The sequence below is a fragment of the Vibrio sp. Vb0349 genome (assembly GCF_033338975.1).
Genome location: NZ_JAWOTS010000032.1, coordinates 1 through 18,423, shown reverse-complemented (window position 1 = coordinate 18,423; position 18,423 = coordinate 1). Strand labels below are relative to the sequence as shown.

Genomic DNA, 18,423 nt, shown 5'->3' with positions numbered 1-18,423 from the left:
AAAGCGTGCTATTCTAATGCGCTAAAATTTTATATATCCAGAGTGAAACGGAGCACATCATGGCCAGCCGTGGAATTAACAAAGTTATTTTGGTGGGGAATCTAGGTAACGACCCTGAAATTCGTTACATGCCGAATGGCGGTGCAGTAGCAAACATTACTATTGCGACTTCTGATTCATGGCGTGATAAAGCGACTGGCGAACAGCGCGAAAAAACGGAATGGCACCGTGTTGTGTTGTTCGGCAAACTTGCGGAAGTAGCAGGTGAGTACTTGCGTAAAGGCTCTCAAGTTTACATTGAAGGGCAACTGCAAACTCGCAAATGGCAAGATCAAAGTGGCCAAGATCGCTACTCAACTGAAGTCGTTGTTCAAGGCTTCAATGGTGTGATGCAAATGCTTGGCGGTCGTGCTCAAGGTGGCGGCGCACCAATGGGCGGTCAACAGCAGCAACAAGGTGGATGGGGTCAGCCTCAACAGCCAGCTCAGCAGCAGTACAATGCGCCTCAGCAACAGCAACCACAACAACAGGCTCCGCAGCAATCACAGCAGCAGTACAATGAGCCACCAATGGATTTTGACGACGATATCCCGTTCTAGATTACGTATAAATTAAAATCGTAAAGAAAAGCGGTAAAGTTACAGCGCAAGATACTATAACCCAGCAGAAATGCTGGGTTTTTTTATTTTTACACTTTTAAAAATAGTAATTATATGCTTATATGGTTTTTACGTATATGAAAAGTGTAAAAATAAAGGTGTCATGGCTACGTATAGTATTGAAACACTGGTTTTTGAAAATGGGGAACGTTATCCGATTTTGATGGGTGAGGATGCGATGCCCCACTTTCATGTGACACTGTGGGTGACTTCCAAGTTACGATCGGTCGGCAAAGCGGAAAACACCATTTCAAATAAGATTTATCATGTGAAGTGGTTTTTAGGTTGGCAGGAAAAAGAGCAGCGAGACCTGTATGCCGAGTTTCAAAAGGGTAAGTTTCTTGGCGAGAAAGATATCGAGAGTATTAAATCTTATCTCGCTTTGGATATTCAACACTTAAAAGGTGTTAAAAGAAAAGTTAATAAAGGTAGAAATAAAGTCGTCAGTATGACTGACGTACCTAAATTAATTGATGTAATGCCTTCTGTTGGTCGTGACCATCACTATAACCGCATGACATCTGTTATCGAATATTTAATCTTCCTTGCCAAGTTAGCTGTCAGCCGCACAGCCAACAAAAAGCTCAACCGCTCTATTAATGAAATGGAGAAGCAATTTAAGGCAGCTCGTCCTAAAGGAAAGGGCAAAAATGTCCTAGACAAAGAAAACAGTAAGACTATTCCTGATGATTTAGTTAAAGAGTTCATGGCAGTAGCACACTATGATAATCCTAAGAACCCTTTCAAACATGAAGATGTCCGCCTTCGTAACCACTTAATGTTTCACTTGATGAAAAAGCATGGTATTCGACGTGGTGAAATGCTTTCTCTAATGTTGACAGACATGACACTGCATGGTGACAAAAAGTCTATTTGGGTTAGGCGGACACATGATGACAAGCATGACTCACGCACTAAGCAGCCTGTAGCCAAGACAAAAGAAAGGATGCTGCGGATCAGTAATGAGACAGCCGAACTGCTTAGTCGCTACATTACTGAGTGCCGCGCCAAAACCCCCAATGCCAATAAGCATCCCTACCTTTTTGTTACACATCGCAAATGCTCAACACAGGGGCAGCCAGTCTCTGAGTCTACGTTTGACAACACCATCGTACCAACGATGAAGGCTGTCGATGCAAGGTTTGAAGTTATTCATCCACATTACTTTAGGCACAACTGGAATGAGGGGTTCTCAGAAAAAATCGATAAAAACAACGAATTGGCCGCATTGGGTGTGAAGGGGCATGAACACATAGATAGTGGCAAGGAGGCTAAAATGCGCAAGCATCAGATGGGGCACTCCAGTGAAAAATCGGGGAATGTTTACAATCAGCGCCATGTCACTAGAAAAGCCAATGAAGTATCTCTTATGGAACAAGAAGAGCTACAAAGGAAGGCTGACGAAGCCAAAAAAGAATTAGAAAAGAACGGAGATAATGATGAGTAACCTTGCGTTGGAGGGTACAGCTAAAACAGCTTTACCTAGTCTGAAATCCCCCCTAAAAACCTCTCGGGATAGATATAGCTTTGATATTGATTCCGACACGTGGGTCTTGAACAAAGACGTGACAATTAGTTTTCAGCGCGAAGTGTTATCACTAGAACCGGAAGTCCATGAGGGGTTTAGGAAGTCACTGGCACGGTATGCGGAAGAGCTTTCCGCTAGTCACACATTAAACATGTATCTACGATTTCAGCGCATGGTACGTGACACAGGGTGCAAGTCCATAGATGAGCATGTTGTCCGTAACTGGCGAGCCATGCTTGACGATGAGCACGAATGGTATTTAGGGTCGCTTCGTGGCTTTTTAATTAGCTGGTACGACTATGGCTACAGTGGTATCAGCAGCCAAGTGGTACGGGTGTTGGAGGGAATGAGATTAGCTGGCAACAAAAAAGGGGTAGCTATTGCCAATCGATGCCCGTATACAGGCGCATTGACTCAAAATGAGCAAGTAGCAGTCGCAAATGAGCTGATTCGGTTGTTTTCTAAAGACAGAATCTCTTTACCTTGCTATAGCTACCTATCGCTTCTTCAAGCCACTGCAAGACGATCAGTTCAATTACGCCAGTTGAAGGCGGTAGATCTTTTAAAAGAGCGCGATTCAGAAACAAAAGCTGTTAATTACTACCTAAACATTCCTCGGTCTAAGCAGCGAGGTATTGGCTTTCGGGGAGCGTTTAAGAAGCTCGCTATCACGGAAGAACTTTACTTAACCCTTCTTAATTTGATTGAACAAGAGCAAGACAAATTAAGCAAGTTGTATGGAGGAGAGTTAACAGAAAGGCAAAAGGAATTAACGCCATTGTTCATTGATTGGTCGACGACTGAAGATATTCTCAGACAAGTACTCAATGAAAATACGGATATTGGGGCGTTAGACGGGCTTCTATCTACGGATGTTATGCATATATCTACAGCCCAGATGCGCGACGATTTCATGCGAAGGGTTCGCCTTTTAAACGAAGCCATCAGTGAGCGCACTGGTGATATTATACAACTTTCTGCACGACGCTTCCGCCGAACCCGAGGCACTAACTTAGGTCGCAAAGGAGTAAGTGAATATATCATTGCTGAAGCACTCGACCAATCAGATACCCAAAATGTCAAGGTGTATGTAGAAAATGCCGCTGACACAGTGACTTATATCGACAAGGCTATTGGTAAACAATTGGCTCCTTTTGCTAAGGCTTTCAAGGGAGAGATAATAGAGACGGTTTCTGATGGAGAACGTGGTAATGATCCATCAGCATGCATTCCAAACACAGATAATGAAGTTGTTGGTGCTTGTGGCACTAATGATTTCTGTGTGAAAGGCTATGAATCCTGTTACCTTTGCGAAAAATTTCGTCCCCTTCTTGATGCTCCACATGAGAAGTTTCTAGATGGCCTCTACGCAGAGAAAGAGGCGCGGTTGAAAGCGACTAAAAGCGAACAATATGCCTCGACCAAGGATACGCTAATTCTTGCTGTGGAATGGGTGGTGCAAGCATGTGCGGAGATGAAAGAATCTAAAGAGGCTAGTTTATGATAGGTAACATTATTCGGTTTATGCCAAAAGATGAACTCACAGGGAAGCAAAACCTCAACGAGTTCATTGTTAGTTGTCGTACCCATTTGACTGCGTTTGGTAATGATAACTGGCAGGAAAACAAATGGGTGACCTTTAAGGGTAATAGGAAGGTTGTAGTACGCTTCTCTACTAACCTAAAGCCATCAAATTCATACCACTACGAGCCTCTTGCTGCTCCATTTTTGGATTTTGCTAAAGCATATATAAAGAACTTGTACACGGACAAACCTATAGCTAATTTGCAACGTCACATGGAAGCTATCCGTATTCTTGAAGAGGCATTGGTTCTGGCTACGGGTAAAGCTGATATTTTGTTACTTGATGGCACTGTGTTAGAGCGGATGGATGAGGTTTTTCATCGTCAACTCTCTGATGCAGAAGCAAGAAACAAAGTAGGCTATCAAATGGAGTTGATGCTTAATTTTTGTCGGAGTCAACTTATCACACCGAGTTTGCCAGAGTGGTCTAACCCATATAGTAAGGTTAAAGATCTAACAATTGCGCTTGATGATAAAGGTCAGGAGCATCGCTCGGAAAAGCTGCCAACCACCGAGGAGATGATGCTTGTCGCTGAGGTTTTCCGTAAAGCACCGCAACTGGGTGTTGAAGCGGAATACTTTACTGCTCTTTACGCACTGTTGATGACAGCTCCCTCCCGAGGCTCAGAGCAAACGACATTGCCTGTAGATTGTTTGGTGTGGGAAGAAGATCGTGCAGGTGACCAAAAACTTGGTATTCGCTGGGTGCCAGCCAAAAAGGGGAAAGAGGGTATTAAGTGGGTGCCAACTGTGATGCAAGACACTGTGGTGGAGGCGGTTGAACGCCTCAAGCGCATCAGTGCCCCAGCCCGTAAGGCTGCCAAGTTTGCCGAGGAGCATCCTGAGAAGTTTATGGTACACGCTGGTTGTATCACGCCAGAAGGTTTTTCTGATTCTGAACCACTTTCTATCGAACAGTTTAATGCTGCAATATCAACAAATTACGAAAGTTTTATGAATGCAGCTCCAACGCCAAAGTGGTTGATAAAACTACTTACGGATAATGACGGTTCCATTTCTTACAACGTACTGGGAAAGCATGAGTATGAAAAATATATTAAGAAGTTTCCGAAATGGCCTTACATAGATAAAGATAAGTACGTCAAGGCTTCAGAATCATTGTTATTGCACCGTGAAAATGAATTTCATGCAGAATTTAATCCTCGGGGTTTCTCGTTCTGTATTCCCACTGTCAATCACGTTAATGATCGCTTTGTGCAGAAGGAGTCTAAAGGTGATCGTACCCTTTGGGTTAAACATGGGTTTAACCTGAAAAATGGACAACCTATTGAATTGAACACACATAAAGCACGTCATTGGTTAAGCACTATGGCCGAAAGTGGGGGTATGGATGAGTTGACCTTAGCCAATTGGGCAGGACGTGCAAAAGTGGGTGACAATCGTAAATACGACCATCGGACGGAAGAAGAAAAAGCCGAACAAGTTGCAGGTTTGATGATCTCCGAAGATGTTGATGTGCTAGAAAAAATTAAGCGTAGGCTTCCCGTAACCTTTGAGGATATTGGTAAAAACTTGGCAGGTTCTGCCATTGTCACTGAGCTAGGTGTTTGCGAGCACGATTATGCAATGTCACCATGTCAACGCAATGGTGATTGTGAAACCTGTAAGGAAATGGTGTGCATCAAAGGGTTTAGTAATTCTTTATTGCTACTTAAAAAGAGGGAAAAGGAAGTAGGGAAGCAGTTAGAAAAAACAATGAAAGATCATGAAATGGGGGTGTTTGGTTCCGATCGTTGGGTAAGTAGTCAGGGGTGGCGATTAGCCCATATCCGAACCAAAATCCGTATTTTAGAAGATGAAAATACACCTGATGGCACTGCGGTTCGAATTCCTGATGAGTATGACCCTTCTCCTGTGAAGGAAGTATTGATGAGTAAGGGATTAAACACGGAAATTGAGTTACCGGATGAACTAGGAATGGCAGATGATGTATTTGAATTAATGGAGCTATAACGATGCCTAAGGTAGTTATTACAAGTAAAAACATGCCTGAAGTCCTGCATCGAATTGAAACATGGACTGGTAAGCTAACTTGGCCTCTCTTATGTGAAGAGATTATGGTGCAACTTCAGATTGATGGCGTAACTCGCCAAACTCTGTCTGGTTATAAGGAAATTCAGGAAGCATTTACGAAACGAAAGGAGTATTTGCGTGAAAACCCTAATCCTGAAACTCCTCCAATGGACAGTAATATTGAGTATTTGCAAAATCAAGTGATGAGCTTAGAGGCAGAGCTAAAACAAGCTAAGGAAACCATTGAACGTTACAAGCAGCGTTTCATATTGTGGCAGTTCAATGCATACAAGCACGGAGTGCGTATGGATTCACTGGACGATGCGATTGAGATGCTAGAAAAGCCATTGACTGAAATTAAACGTAAGACAGGGGGCGCGTAATGGCTACTGAAAAAGGCACTAATGGCGCGGCAAAAGCCAAGGAAACAGTAGATACGTTTAAAGCGGTAATGTTGGGTCAACGTAATGAATTCTATATTCAAATGGCTTATCGCGGTCAGTTGAATAGGAAAGAGATTGCCAAGCTGTGTGATTGCACTACGTCGGCATTGCGGCAGAATCCCGCCCTAAAAGAGCTACTTGAGATCCTTGAGGATGGCTTAAGGGATAAAGGGGTGCTGCCGCCGCTATCAGCAGCAGGAAAAGCAAAAAAACAAAACTCAGGTTCAAAGCTTTATGATCCGTCAGGAAAACAAGGTACAGCGGATGCTGTCAGGATAATGCAGCTTGAGCAGCAGGTTGCCGAGTTGCAGGTTCAGGTTGAAGAACTTAGCAGGTATGAAGAAATGGCGAAGGTTGTCGCGGAGATGGGACTTATTCCACGATGAAAACAAAGCCAACGAATCGCCCATTGGAAACAGAGGTTTTCCGAGTCACCAGTATTTACCGGAACAGTAGTCGTTATGGCTTCCTCAATGGTATGCCTATCTATGTGGATGAAGGTAGCAAAAACGTCAAAGCCAAAGATGCCATCTACCGTGTGAGCGTCGGGGTTTATTTCGATGAATTGCCCGTGAAGCCTTTCGTTGGTCAGCATTGGAAAGTGGCAGGCGTTAAGGACATCAAGAATGTGGATGTGGGTGATTACATCATTCTTGAGCATACATACAGCAACGCCGTTCTTGAATGCTCTATGCCCACCACACCAGAAGCCTTTGTTGCTTTCATTGCCGCTCAGAAGGATTTTAAGGGGATTGGAGAGAAAAAGGCTAGGACATTATGGTTTCGGTTTCAGCATGGGCTTTACGAGCTTCTGGAGGATGATAATGAGCACAACCGGAAGCAACTAGCTGAAGAACTGACCGAAAACGCCATTAACTGCCTCTACGCTGGGTATGAGAAGTATGCCAACCTAAAGTCTGCTAATTGGATGTCAAAGCATGATATACCGTTTGATGTGCAGCAAAGGTTGTTTAAGTACCATGGCAAAAAAACCATGGATGCGATTAAGAGCGATCCATACAGGCTGATGACATTTGGTTTGTCATTCGACGCAGCCGACGAACTTGCCAAGGACAAGTTTTTCGTCTTACCTGCGGATGAACGCCGTTTGGTTGCGGCGGTTGAAACCAGCTTGCAAAAAGAGGTTGGTAAAGGTCATACCTGTATCGACATGAAAACGCTCCGAAAAAGGCTTAATGAAGTGTTGGATGACATCCAATTAGTGGACTTGGCGTTAAAGGTAGGGGCAGACAAAACCCGTTTTACCTTTAACTCAGAAATCAATACATACCATCCGACAGGTCAACTAATGATGGAAGCTGTGGTTGCTATGCGCCTTGTATCCCTAGCAAAAAATGATGACCTGTACGATGAGGCAGTGAACAAAGCATTTGTGGCGGCTAAGTCAGAGCTTCCATATGACTTGACATCCAAGCAGTGCGAAGCCGTGATGAACGCTCTGAATAACAGTGTGGCGTGCATTACGGGCGGAGCAGGTACGGGGAAAACTACGGTACTTCGTACAGCCTTGAAGAGTTTTGATTTGCTAGGCTACACGATACATGCCATGGCGCTGAGTGGTCGTGCAGCCATGCGTATGTGTGAATCTACTGGTTTTGAAACCAAGACAATTGCTGCTTTTTTGCGTGGGAAAGTGGTTTCAGGTGAAAAAAAACTACTGGTAATTGATGAAGCGTCCATGGTGGACTTGCCTTTGATGTACCAGATCGTTACGCACATTTCCCCCGAAGTACGCATCTTGCTTGTAGGCGATCTAAACCAGCTTCCGCCAATTGGTTCTGGGAGGATATTGGCTGATGTTATTGCAAGTGGCGTCATTGCCAATACAACACTCGATATTGTCAAAAGGCAGGATGGTTCATCTGGCATTCCTGAGTATTCAAGCTTGATTAATCAGGGAGTTGTGCCGCCCGAGCTGTCAGTTGGGGCGATTACATTCCATGAGATCTGCAATCGTAGTGAGGTTGTAGAAACTTGTCGTAATTTGTTTGAGGAGTCGCCTGATAACAGCAGGGTTATGGCACCCACCAAAAAGTTGGTGGAGAGGATTAATGAAGAAATACAATGTGCTATTAACAAGGATGGTGAGCCAATTAAATTTGGGTTCGAAGAATGGCGTACTCAAGTTAGACAAGGTGATCAGGTGCTTTTCACCAAAAACGACTACAACCACGATGTGCAGAATGGCTTGCTAGGTGTGCTAACTAGCGTTGAAAAGACTGTTCTAACAACCGATAACGGTTCAGAAGAGTACATGGGGGTAATCAAAGTCGATGGTGGTCGATCTGTGTTTGTGGACATGGATATTATCGACCAAGTGAAACTTGGTTATGCCATGAGCTTACACCGTGGGCAGGGATCGCAGTTTCCTAGAGTAATCATTGCTCTGGATAAGGCACGAAACCTTGATAGAGCTTGGTTTTATACCGCTGTTACTCGTGCGGAAGCGGAGGTTCACATTGTTGGTAGAAAAGATGTGCTTGAACAGGCTATAACCAATCCGTCCCATACCAGTTTGCGAAATACTTATCTGCCTTCGCTAATTCGGAAATATCGCGATAAGAGAATGTATGGGATCTCAAGTAGCGTAGCTACATCAAGCGATTGCTTTTGATTGTAGCGAATCGAGCGAAACATGTTTTTGGGCACAAATGAGATATAGTTTTCGCTAAAATATCATTTAACGAATAATATGAGGTATTGCCAATCCTATTATTGATTTGATTGGCGAAAATCACTCATCCACTACAGTTTAGCGTTACTTGGGAGGGGGACTATAAGTTCAGAACAATGTGCTTAGTCTTCTTCTACTGATATAAAAATCCTATCAGCATTCCACAGTTCAATGATTTTTCTAGTTTTCTGAGTGTTCCAGAAGCACTTGCCAAATAAGATAACCCCCGCACCTTCTAGATCACGTCTTTCGGTGATTTTAAAGCGGCTGAAAACCTTATCTTTATGTTTTTTGATCGGAATTCCGACATCATCACAGTCAGCAGGATTTAACCATTCCATATCTGCATCAGGATGCGAGATTGTTCCCCAAAACATCTTAGGACGGGCATCTTTTGGGTTATCTGCTGGCTCTGCATTTGCAAAATTTACGAACAAGTTCTTAGCTTTGTAGGGATACTTTTCATCTATGATGATGATTGTGTCTGATTGAGCTAAATCGCTTCCACGCATTAAACTATTCAACGCTATTTCCATGCCTAAGGCTGTATTTCTAACCGTAGCTACAGCACCAGTATGTGATAGGTTGTTGCCCGACCCAGTTGGTTTGGGCTTCGATGGAAGAGTAGTTACACTTTCCCTTGATGGTTTAGAGTCAGCAGCAAAAAAGTCAAAAATAACTTCACTTGAGTTAGCGATGATTTTATCTACTTCGAGTGCATGCTTAACTTCACGTTCACGTTGTGGTGATGAACGCCCTTCGTTGCATCCTTGGACATGGTATCGTGAACCAAAACATGCTGCTTTGCCATCGACACTTTTTTTGCGGTAGTACGCTTCTGCTGCACATTTAGGATTAGGACATTCTAGGTACTGCCTGTACTTTTCGATGTCTGAATTAGAGAGTTTTTGAAAATTAAAGATGTTGTAGGTCTTACGTTTTCCATCATATGTACAAATTGCATCGATCATTTGGTAAACCTCAGAATTAGTGTAATTTATTGACTTTTCAACACTTATAAATTCTGTTGTAAAGTGTTAGTAATACTAGTGAGACTAAAACTTGAACTAAATCAATTTGCAGACAAAAAGTAGGCATATTCAATTGCAATTACTGTACCTGTTAGCATAGTTTTGAAAGTGATTGGAGTATTATCGTGATTAATTTGAATAAAGATCAAAAGCTTTCATGGTGTCATGCAGCCCTGATACTGACCAAGAAGGTTTCAGTAGGTAGTGTTACAGCTAATAACAAGCTAAGAGACATGTTGTTGAACATAGGTTCTTTTGAAGATATCTATAATCAGCATTTTGGTATGTTTCCAATTGAAGAACATATAGAAAATCAATTGGATAGGACTTACGGCAAGATTGGCTTCGACTTCAAAGTAATCACCATAAATGATCCTGAATATCCTGAGAAATTAAGGTCTGTAGAGGGTGCAACACCTGTATTGTATTGCCGTGGTGATTTGAGTCTGCTAAATGCCGATAAAACCATTTCATTCGTTGGAACACGTGAATTACACAACCCCGAGCATGTAAGGCATGGGGATGCAGTAATCGGCAGATTGCTGAATGCTGGCTACCAAGCGATTGTAAGCGGTTTAGCTGCTGGTTCTGATACATTGGGTCATCAAGCTGCATTAAAGCATTCAGGAAGGACTATAGCGGTTCTTGGTACACCTTTAGACCAGTACTTTCCAAAGGAAAACAGGGAGCTTCAAGATGAAATTGCCAAGAATCATCTTTTGGTATCTGAGTATCCGATAGGCATACGGAGCTTTGGTTCGTTCTTTGCTAACAGGAACAGAACAACAGTAGGTCTATCAAGTGAAGGTGTTGTAGTCGCCCGAGCGGGTGATAGAAGTGGGACACAGTACGCTATTAGGCACTGCGTCGAGCAGGGCAAACAGTTATACGCCCTAGAAAACAACATCTACGAACCTGAGTACCTTTGGGTTCAAAAATACAAAGATAATATAAAAGTGATCAGGCAGTAATTCTAATAATTTATTGGAGTTCAGCCGATGGAAGTTATTATTTTTGATCTGGATAATACGCTAGTCGATACAACAGACTGCCAACCTTACTTGCGTACAGCGCATGGTCGAGACTTAATCGTCGATAAACTTCGTGAGAATAAAGTCCAAACCAGACTTTACGACCCAAATATTGTTGATTACATCAATGAGTTATCAGAGATGTATCATGATACGCATGTTGTTTTCGTTACTGATTCACCAAACTCCCCAGACTGTAGGTACTGTGAAACTGTATTGGACTTACATGGTTTTGAGTATGATAACCAGCACATATTATCTAACGCTGGAAAGCCTTGTTGTGAGATAGATGTGTTTTTGGAGCAATTGGCAGCTTACCATGATCAAGACTTTAGCGATGTTCGGGTTTTAGTCGTCGGTGACACTGCTAAAGACATACACTTTGGTCATTACATTGAATCACCATCGGTGTTTTGCACTTGGGGTACTGAGTTCAATGTTAAATACATTACAGACAACGCGATGCCTACCGCAGTTGTGAGTAACATCGATGAACTAGATGAAGTGATCACTGATTTCATCAACGACGACTTAGAATACGAGCCTTATGATTTCCAGCAACACTTCCGTACAGTGAGTCTTGAAGAAACAAATATCTACACAATTCCTGATGCAAATATAGGTTACGCCAGAGATTTTATTCCAAGATATCGTGACTGTAATACGCAGCAATACAGAAACACTTGGTTTGATGTTTATTACGGTTTAAAGCCAGCTAAAAATCGCACTTATGAGCAATTGAATAGAAAGCTTGGTGTTCCTTTCTGTACTAATGCAGGAGAGATCAGTGATGGTCGCAACGTTGCACTAAAACGTTTGTCAGGTATCTATATTCAGAAGTTTTACGAGTGGGCTGAAGATGTTGGTTTCGAGGGTAGAGTCGCTTTAGTGCCGATACCAAGTTCTGTTCCAGAAGAGTGCTACCATTCCAGACCTATGATTCAGGTGTCTATGTGGTGGGAAGAGTGGGCTAATGCGGAAAAGGGTCTACCCTATAGAATAAAGGCGCATCAGGTTATTGAAAGGTGGCAGCCTAAAAAGCCTTCACACAAATCTAATGATGCTAGAACCCCTGAGGCACACATCGAAACACTAGGCGTGTATCTAGACGATGAAGCTAATTTCCCTGATGATATTACGGCGGTAGTGTTACTAGATGATATATATACATCTGGTGCACAAATGAATGCAGTAGCATCCGTATTGCTAGAGTTAGATATGATCCCTGATGATGTTCCGATTTATGGATTTACATTTGGGAAAACAACGTCACCAAACCCATTTGCCAACATTCAAACGATTATTGAACAGCTTAATGTTGCCGAAAACGAACAGTAAGTCAAAGGGCATAACGATCACGTTATGCCCTTTTTCGAATTACCCTGCATATGTATACCTTCTTAAGCTGTAACTGCCACAGTTTTTCGCCTATTGGGTATAAGCATTAACTGTTTATGCCCGCTGTAGTATTCAACCGAAAAGTCAAAGTGAATACGGCACATCTTTACTGACAGTATTAGCTAAAATAGTTTAGGGCAGAATATGTGAGGGTCAGTAGAACAACATGGGTGTTAGCTTACTGATGTTGGTACTGCTCAATCGGTGGCCGCTCTGATGGTTGCTCACTTACCAAGCTCGCTGGATTATAAAAGTAAACAATGACGAACACCGCTAATGCTCCCGTTGCACGTAGCCACTTACCAAACTTAACCTCAATGAACCCCGGAAGAACAGCAACAACTCCGGCAGCAGCAAGAGCAAGAACCACCCTAAAAATATTGTATTGAAAGCTGGATGGGTCAGGTTCTATAAACGCAATGGCGAGAAGCACGATTACAAATACAACACCAAAAATAAATGACAATACTGTTTGCGTAGTTGAGTTCATGACGGGCAACCTTCGATTGTTAAATCCATATGTTGGTAACGAGTTCTTTTCAAACTCGCTTTTAATACTTCTCCACTCTTTAGATTTTAAGTGAGAGGACACTAACCTTTGCATGTTTGAAAAGGCTTTTGAAGTCGGCTCTATCGAATTTAACAAGTCTTCATCGTCACTAAATTTCGCAACACCGTCTCGCAGAATGACATAGTGGACACAGATTAAATTAAGAGCCTCTGTAGTATTTTCAATTAATGAGGCGAGCCAATGCCCATTTTTCTCATGTGCTCCAAGAAGGCCGCTATCTCCAATCAAGTCTTCAATGTAATTAAAATACTTATTACCTGAAGACTGTACTTTGAGTAACCCATTGAGTTTCTCTCTTTTAGATTTTCCATTGGTTTGAATAAACGCAGTCAAATCTTTAGAGTACTCATCTTTAAGAGCTGAAATCTTAGAGGTTAACTCGATTACTTTGAGTTCATTTGAGCTACTCACTTTCTTCGACCACCATTCTTGCCAAAGCCAGAAGACTGTTAAGGTCTGAATAGTCTTGTCCTTCTAAGAACATTAAAGTGACGTCTTCGCACGTTTCACAAATAAATGCTGAAAGGCTGATCAAGTCATTTGGGTTCGACCGAATATAGTTCGCAATTTCTATCAGTTGTTCTGTCGAAGGGTTCCACTGAACAATACGAACTGTTTCTTCCAGTGCTCTTTTGAATTCAAGCAACATTTATTAGTCCTCTTCATCTACAACAGCACGAGCTAGTGCTAGTAACGTATTCAAATCGGATTGATCTTGACCTTTGTAAAAGTATGTTCCAGCCGAAGGACAATACTTCTTAACAATCTCAAATACATCTGAATCTGATTTGATTAACCCTGCGCGATGTTGATTCAACAAATCTTTAGATATTTGTCGAATCTGATATGTAGTAGGTTCGTTGTGGTTTGTTCCATACTTCATACGTATTTGATGTGCAAAATTCATTTTTACCTCAGCAAGTTATCCAGATATAAAACTATCATCATATTATCACTAGTTCTCAGTTCTGCGAAGTCTAGTAAACTAAACGTTTGCTGGTGCACTATATGTAGCTTTCTAAACTCGGAACCTTCATGGCTCTATGCAACAAAGAATCTGATGGGAGGAGTCGAATTTGAAGAGTTAGTACGCCAACGTGCTCTGTATTGAGGATGTAATCCAACTCATGGCGAACTAGGCTGTTGACCATCATTGACCACGCGTGGACAATAGAAGCATTCTTACTTTTCTCGCTCTGATAAATATTCAAGAAGGTAGTTAGTTAAGGCAATACGAAAAGCTCTACCTCCTCCAGTAACGTTTTTATAGTTTTGTCCCGACACGTCAAGTTCCAGTGCATCACACCTTCCCCAGTGCTTAGCTGTTTTGGAGTAATCCAAACGACCTAAAACAGCCCCAGCTTTAGCAAATTCTTCTAAAGTTTTTTTCTCAAGGAAAAGTTTATGTATTACCAACCCTAGTGATTGCCAAAGCGTCGTTGAGTAATGAAAGCCATTTTTATGTGACAGCAATTGAGCCTTTACTGAGTTCAACCACGCTTCCATAAATATACAAATATAAGGCTTTATCGTATCGATATGCTCTGCACTAAATGGCCCAGAACCAAACAAGTCGACCTTGTTTTTATCTTGGTAATCTGCACCGCCGATTGCACCAAGAACTAGACGAATCATTGTTGCCTCAGTTGTCACATATGGGTCTTTTACAGAAAGCCTAACAGACGACGTTTTCATTCCCCCAAAAGATTCAAGAGCGATATCATCCGCAATCTCTTTCACATAAGTATTCAAAGGCAATTCAGCATTTAGACTTTCAATTAAAGGTGCATAAATGTTGTTTTCAGCTTGGCTGTATTTTTTATAAAGAGTGATACATGCCTTTTGTGACAGTGGTTCTGTAGGTGAGAACAACAAGTTGACTTGCACAGGATAACTTGCGAGTTCTTGCCTAACTCGACTATTTTTCTGAGTTAAATCTTTAGAGATACGCTTTTTCTCGAACGGATGACTGAAACCACTAATCTGCATCATGGCAAACAACGTGATTACACCATCCACAATCATAGTATCGAGTGGATCGTATTCTAGTTCGACGATACCTCTGCCTAAAGTCTTATGGCTTAAGACTTCCGCCACAACAAAAGTGAGAGATGGTGGTGGCACCTCAACTACGTTATCTAGTCCCGATTCAATAGATGCCTTTGCTAGCTCGATTCTCTTTTGATTCTTTCGGCTGTGTATCGATTGAAATGCTTCTTCAAGTTCGTTTGGTATGTCAAATAATGAGAATAAGTTAAATAAATCAATAACTTTAACGCATGATGTTAGTTGTTGAACTTTGCCAAATGTGTGCATTGAGCACAAGCCTTCCAGTCTCACTGATTTCTTTTGCAATGAATGAACCCCTCATTATGTTGAGTTGACATTCTAAGTTGAGATTAAAATAATTATTGATCGGACGACCCGTCCGATCAATAATTAAACGCCTAAATTTGTGGAATTGGAAGGTTTTAGAACTATGAACCTGATAGATTTGAGGTGAAAAATGAATAGCGAAAAAGAAAATAACCAAGAAAACAATGAAATAGAAGATTCTATTATTCAGGGGTTGATGGATAAATATCAAAAATCCCCTAGTGAATACCTAGCTAGCTCAAAGCAGTTAATTGAATCATCCAACATCAAGTTAGATAGGAGGGTGATGGACGAAATTTTTAAATCGAATTCCCAGTACTACCCTCAACTCAAGGTCATAAATCTAGAGACTCCTATTCGGCATGAGGTTGTACACATTTCTCCAACTGTAGCCAGAGATATGCTCAAGTTTTCAAGAAGAGGAAAAATTAATACCGACTTAAGCAACCGTCGAGTTAACCGGAGCACTGTCAAAAAGTTCACACAGGACATGAATGAAGGACGGTGGTGTCTTACTGGAGAGCCGATCATTATCGGCCATGATGGTGAAATACTGGATGGTCACACAAGGCTAGAGGCCGCTTCGAAATCAACTTACGGTTTTATTGCGATCATTATTTGGGGGATATCTGATGCTCTAGCCTTTGCTCACACAGATACAGGGAACGTTCGTTCAAGAGCTAACGTCCTTGAAATGGCAGGTGTTAGCGTAGATGCAAAGATTCTTTCTCAAGTTGCCATGCTGTCAAAGGCTTTTGACATGACAACCAACCCGTATGCTTTTAGGGGCACTCAGGGCACCTCATTTAAACCCGCTGAAATACTTGATTACGTACAGGGTAAAGATGAATTGGCATGGTCAGTTAATCTGGTTGCGTCCTTAGCAAAGGAACATAGACAACAAATTCAAGCACCTCAGGCGACATTGGCATTTGCGCACTACCTTATAAGCGAAAAATTAAAAAACTATGAAGGCGATGAGATTCCTATTACCCCTGATATGTACATATCAAATGTAATCTCAGGCTTGGGGCAAACGTCAATAGAAAGCATTGAATATCAGGTACGAGACTACCTTGAATCGATAAGAAAAGAATCAACATCTTATGCACTGTTATGCCGTCTATCATGCATTTTCAAAGGATGGAACATGTACTTCAATATTCCGGTGGTAGGAAAAAAGGTAGCAATCCGTCGTGTAGCGAACTTCGTGAGGAATGAAGAAGGCGAGCGAGTTCCAGCAAAGGCAGCCGGAAATATCAGAGAAGCTTTCACAATACCATTTTTAACACCCGGAAAAACGCCTAGTAAGGTGAAGAAGCGCACTGCCATGAAGCAGGTGAACCAATAGTCTTTTTCAAGGATATAGCGTTTGAATAACCTGCACTAAGTTAGGGGGGGGACTTACTACTAGTAATTAATAAATTAACACTAGCGTGGCAAAATTGCTTAACTCACTTTCCGGTGATGGTGGTGCTTACAAGAACACAAATGTTACCGCTTACAAGAACACAAATGTTACCGCCAGTATGAATAGACCACTTAAAAAAAATATTGGTAGCCATTTGATGATCAATAGCTCGTTGTACGAAAAGCTTCTAGTGTATCGGCCAGCGTTTTTTCGATTCATTTTGTAGTGATCATATTTAGCAAGTAACCTTCCTAAAATGTGAACGATTATCCAAGAGGGAGTTTCCTCTAGAGTGTCTTCTTGTATATAGAAGTCGTTCATACGCTTCATTTCATCTAGTTCTTCTACATCTATGACCTTAATTGATGAATGTTCGATGCCGAGCGCTTCTAAAGTGTTTAAGTTGGCAAAATGTTTTTCAAGAGTAGTTTTGTTGGCCAACGTGTCAGGTTTGAGCTGAAAATCTTTTCTATTCCAACTAAATAAGGGGCCATTTCGATAGATATAGAAAAATGCAGGTTTACCATCTAGAAGAGCTTCCACAATGTATTGAACGGTGTTAGGTATAGTTATCTTGTGACCATTAGGAGTCTGATAGCTGATGTTCACAATATGGAGTGCCGTTACAGCATGGTTCCGTAAGCTCTCCCCTATGGGACTCCAGTATCTTTGCTCTTTCTTCGTTACATATTTCCCTTTGTTGGTAGTAAGAACAACTCTATTTTTTCTTGAGTTTAAAAGGTTGTTTACATTTACCTTATAGGAACTACATCCATAGTAGCTAACTGGTTCATAGACTTGGGTTATGGTTTCAAATGGTTGTAATATAATAGGTTTTGTGTCTAAGTCTTCTAGGGTTAAGTAGCAGCCGTGCCCTAAACGTAAGTGGATGCCAAAGATAGCTTCGGACTTATCCTTCAGGTTTTGGAGGGTGACGCTATTAATGTATGTGTTGTGATAAATTGCGTGTTGAGTAATGCCATAGGAGGCACTGATTTTTGTAGAGCGTTTTAAGCGATACTGAGCAATGGCAAACCATACACCCAATCCGGCAACAAATAAGCTTAGAACTGCGCCAAGGGCTGATACTGCGATGCTAGCAATAGTTAAAGTATTACCATCAAGTTTGCTCAATGCTGTAAATACATCAGCTAAGTTTTCCATCAGATGTTTCATCATTTATTATTTTTGAATAGCATATCAAGTGACTGTATTAAATCTAGCTTTTATAGGTGTGATGTTTCCTTTCGCTGCAAAGAGCTAACTTGAAAAGCATCTTTAATGCGACCGAGTTGTCCGGCAACTTTTCTTTCTTGGGTGCTTGAGCCTCATGGTGGAAACTGTAAAAATAGATGGAGGTTCTCAAGTAGATTAGCTCACTTTGGCCTCTTAATTTACGGTTTTTGTGAAAGTGTTAAATTAGGGGTGGTTTTTTGATTTATTTTTTGATGGGTGATTCAAGTGATTGTGGTGGTTTGTGGTTTTTACTCACTCATCCACTCACTCACTCTCTCAAAAATTTACGTTTACTACCCTTTTAAATTCTGCTTATGCTTGAATCGAAAAGGCCGCGAATATCGCGGCCTTTTTTATTTTCAGCCCTAAACCACCTACTTCAGTAGGTGGTTATCATCCGTTTCGGCTTTGCCTGTAAAACTACTC

16 protein-coding genes are annotated in these 18,423 nt (G+C 41.7%); 10 read left to right on the top strand and 6 right to left on the bottom strand.

Annotation, left to right across the window (positions count from 1 at the left end):
- Positions 1–59 precede the first annotated feature (59 nt).
- The 7 genes from R7Q47_RS20900 (at position 60) to R7Q47_RS20870 (ending at position 8,883) form a co-directional block, all read left to right on the top strand.
- Positions 60–599 (top strand): single-stranded DNA-binding protein, encoded by a 540-nt coding sequence (locus R7Q47_RS20900; protein WP_005381235.1) that lies wholly within the window; start codon positions 60–62, stop codon positions 597–599.
- Positions 600–762: 163 nt separating this feature from the next.
- The gene (locus R7Q47_RS20895; protein ID WP_031779062.1) at positions 763–2,106 is read left to right on the top strand and encodes a site-specific integrase; all 1,344 of its coding nucleotides are present in this window, start codon (positions 763–765) and stop codon (positions 2,104–2,106) included.
- Positions 2,096–3,691 carry a site-specific integrase gene (locus R7Q47_RS20890; RefSeq protein ID WP_318089362.1) on the top strand — a complete coding sequence of 532 codons (1,596 nt, stop codon included), beginning with the start codon at positions 2,096–2,098 and terminating at the stop codon, positions 3,689–3,691. The genes R7Q47_RS20895 and R7Q47_RS20890 overlap by 11 nt, the downstream gene beginning before the upstream one ends.
- Positions 3,688–5,745 carry a hypothetical protein gene (locus R7Q47_RS20885; RefSeq protein WP_005381229.1) on the top strand — a complete coding sequence of 686 codons (2,058 nt, stop codon included), beginning with the start codon at positions 3,688–3,690 and terminating at the stop codon, positions 5,743–5,745. Before R7Q47_RS20890 ends, R7Q47_RS20885 begins: the two co-directional genes overlap by 4 nt.
- 2 nt (positions 5,746–5,747) lie before the next feature.
- Positions 5,748–6,188, top strand: coding sequence for a hypothetical protein (locus R7Q47_RS20880; protein ID WP_005381227.1), 441 nt, complete (start codon positions 5,748–5,750; stop codon positions 6,186–6,188).
- The gene (locus R7Q47_RS20875) at positions 6,188–6,634 is read left to right on the top strand and encodes a VPA1267 family protein (protein WP_005381224.1); all 447 of its coding nucleotides are present in this window, start codon (positions 6,188–6,190) and stop codon (positions 6,632–6,634) included. The genes R7Q47_RS20880 and R7Q47_RS20875 overlap by 1 nt, the downstream gene beginning before the upstream one ends.
- The gene (locus tag R7Q47_RS20870; RefSeq protein ID WP_005381222.1) at positions 6,631–8,883 is read left to right on the top strand and encodes an ATP-dependent RecD-like DNA helicase; all 2,253 of its coding nucleotides are present in this window, start codon (positions 6,631–6,633) and stop codon (positions 8,881–8,883) included. The genes R7Q47_RS20875 and R7Q47_RS20870 overlap by 4 nt, the downstream gene beginning before the upstream one ends.
- Before the next feature lie 182 nt (positions 8,884–9,065).
- Here the strand turns inward: R7Q47_RS20870 and R7Q47_RS20865 are convergent, their stop codons facing one another.
- The gene (locus R7Q47_RS20865; protein WP_005381219.1) at positions 9,066–9,914 is read right to left on the bottom strand and encodes a hypothetical protein; all 849 of its coding nucleotides are present in this window, start codon (positions 9,912–9,914) and stop codon (positions 9,066–9,068) included.
- Between the two features lie 185 nt (positions 9,915–10,099).
- On the opposite strand from R7Q47_RS20865, the gene R7Q47_RS20860 reads away from it, so the two are divergent.
- Positions 10,100–10,945, top strand: coding sequence for a DNA processing protein DprA (locus tag R7Q47_RS20860; RefSeq protein WP_005381217.1), 846 nt, complete (start codon positions 10,100–10,102; stop codon positions 10,943–10,945).
- 27 nt (positions 10,946–10,972) lie between these two features.
- A complete protein-coding gene (locus R7Q47_RS20855) occupies positions 10,973–12,343 on the top strand; it encodes an HAD family hydrolase (RefSeq protein ID WP_005381215.1) in 1,371 nt (456 codons plus the stop codon).
- A gap of 238 nt (positions 12,344–12,581) precedes the next feature.
- On the opposite strand, the gene R7Q47_RS20850 is transcribed toward R7Q47_RS20855, so the two are convergent.
- The 4 genes from R7Q47_RS20850 to R7Q47_RS20835 all read right to left on the bottom strand — a co-directional run bounded on the left by R7Q47_RS20850 (position 12,582) and on the right by R7Q47_RS20835 (position 15,329).
- Positions 12,582–13,385 (bottom strand): hypothetical protein, encoded by an 804-nt coding sequence (locus R7Q47_RS20850; protein WP_005381213.1) that lies wholly within the window; start codon positions 13,383–13,385, stop codon positions 12,582–12,584.
- A complete protein-coding gene (locus R7Q47_RS20845; RefSeq protein WP_318089361.1) occupies positions 13,378–13,623 on the bottom strand; it encodes a hypothetical protein in 246 nt (81 codons plus the stop codon). Before R7Q47_RS20845 ends, R7Q47_RS20850 begins: the two co-directional genes overlap by 8 nt.
- Positions 13,624–13,626: 3 nt before the next feature.
- Complete coding sequence (locus tag R7Q47_RS20840; protein ID WP_005381209.1) at positions 13,627–13,881, bottom strand: hypothetical protein; 255 nt, start codon at positions 13,879–13,881, stop codon at positions 13,627–13,629.
- A gap of 275 nt (positions 13,882–14,156) precedes the next feature.
- On the bottom strand, positions 14,157–15,329 hold the full coding sequence (locus tag R7Q47_RS20835) for a hypothetical protein (RefSeq protein WP_232284630.1): 1,173 nt from the start codon (positions 15,327–15,329) through the stop codon (positions 14,157–14,159).
- A gap of 151 nt (positions 15,330–15,480) precedes the next feature.
- Between R7Q47_RS20835 and R7Q47_RS20830 the strand changes: the two genes are divergently transcribed.
- Positions 15,481–16,701, top strand: coding sequence for a hypothetical protein (locus R7Q47_RS20830; RefSeq protein ID WP_005381205.1), 1,221 nt, complete (start codon positions 15,481–15,483; stop codon positions 16,699–16,701).
- Positions 16,702–16,851: 150 nt separating this feature from the next.
- Here R7Q47_RS20830 and R7Q47_RS20825 read toward each other — a convergent pair whose 3' ends face one another.
- A complete protein-coding gene (locus R7Q47_RS20825) occupies positions 16,852–17,925 on the bottom strand; it encodes a hypothetical protein (protein ID WP_318089360.1) in 1,074 nt (357 codons plus the stop codon).
- Positions 17,926–18,423 lie beyond the last annotated feature (498 nt).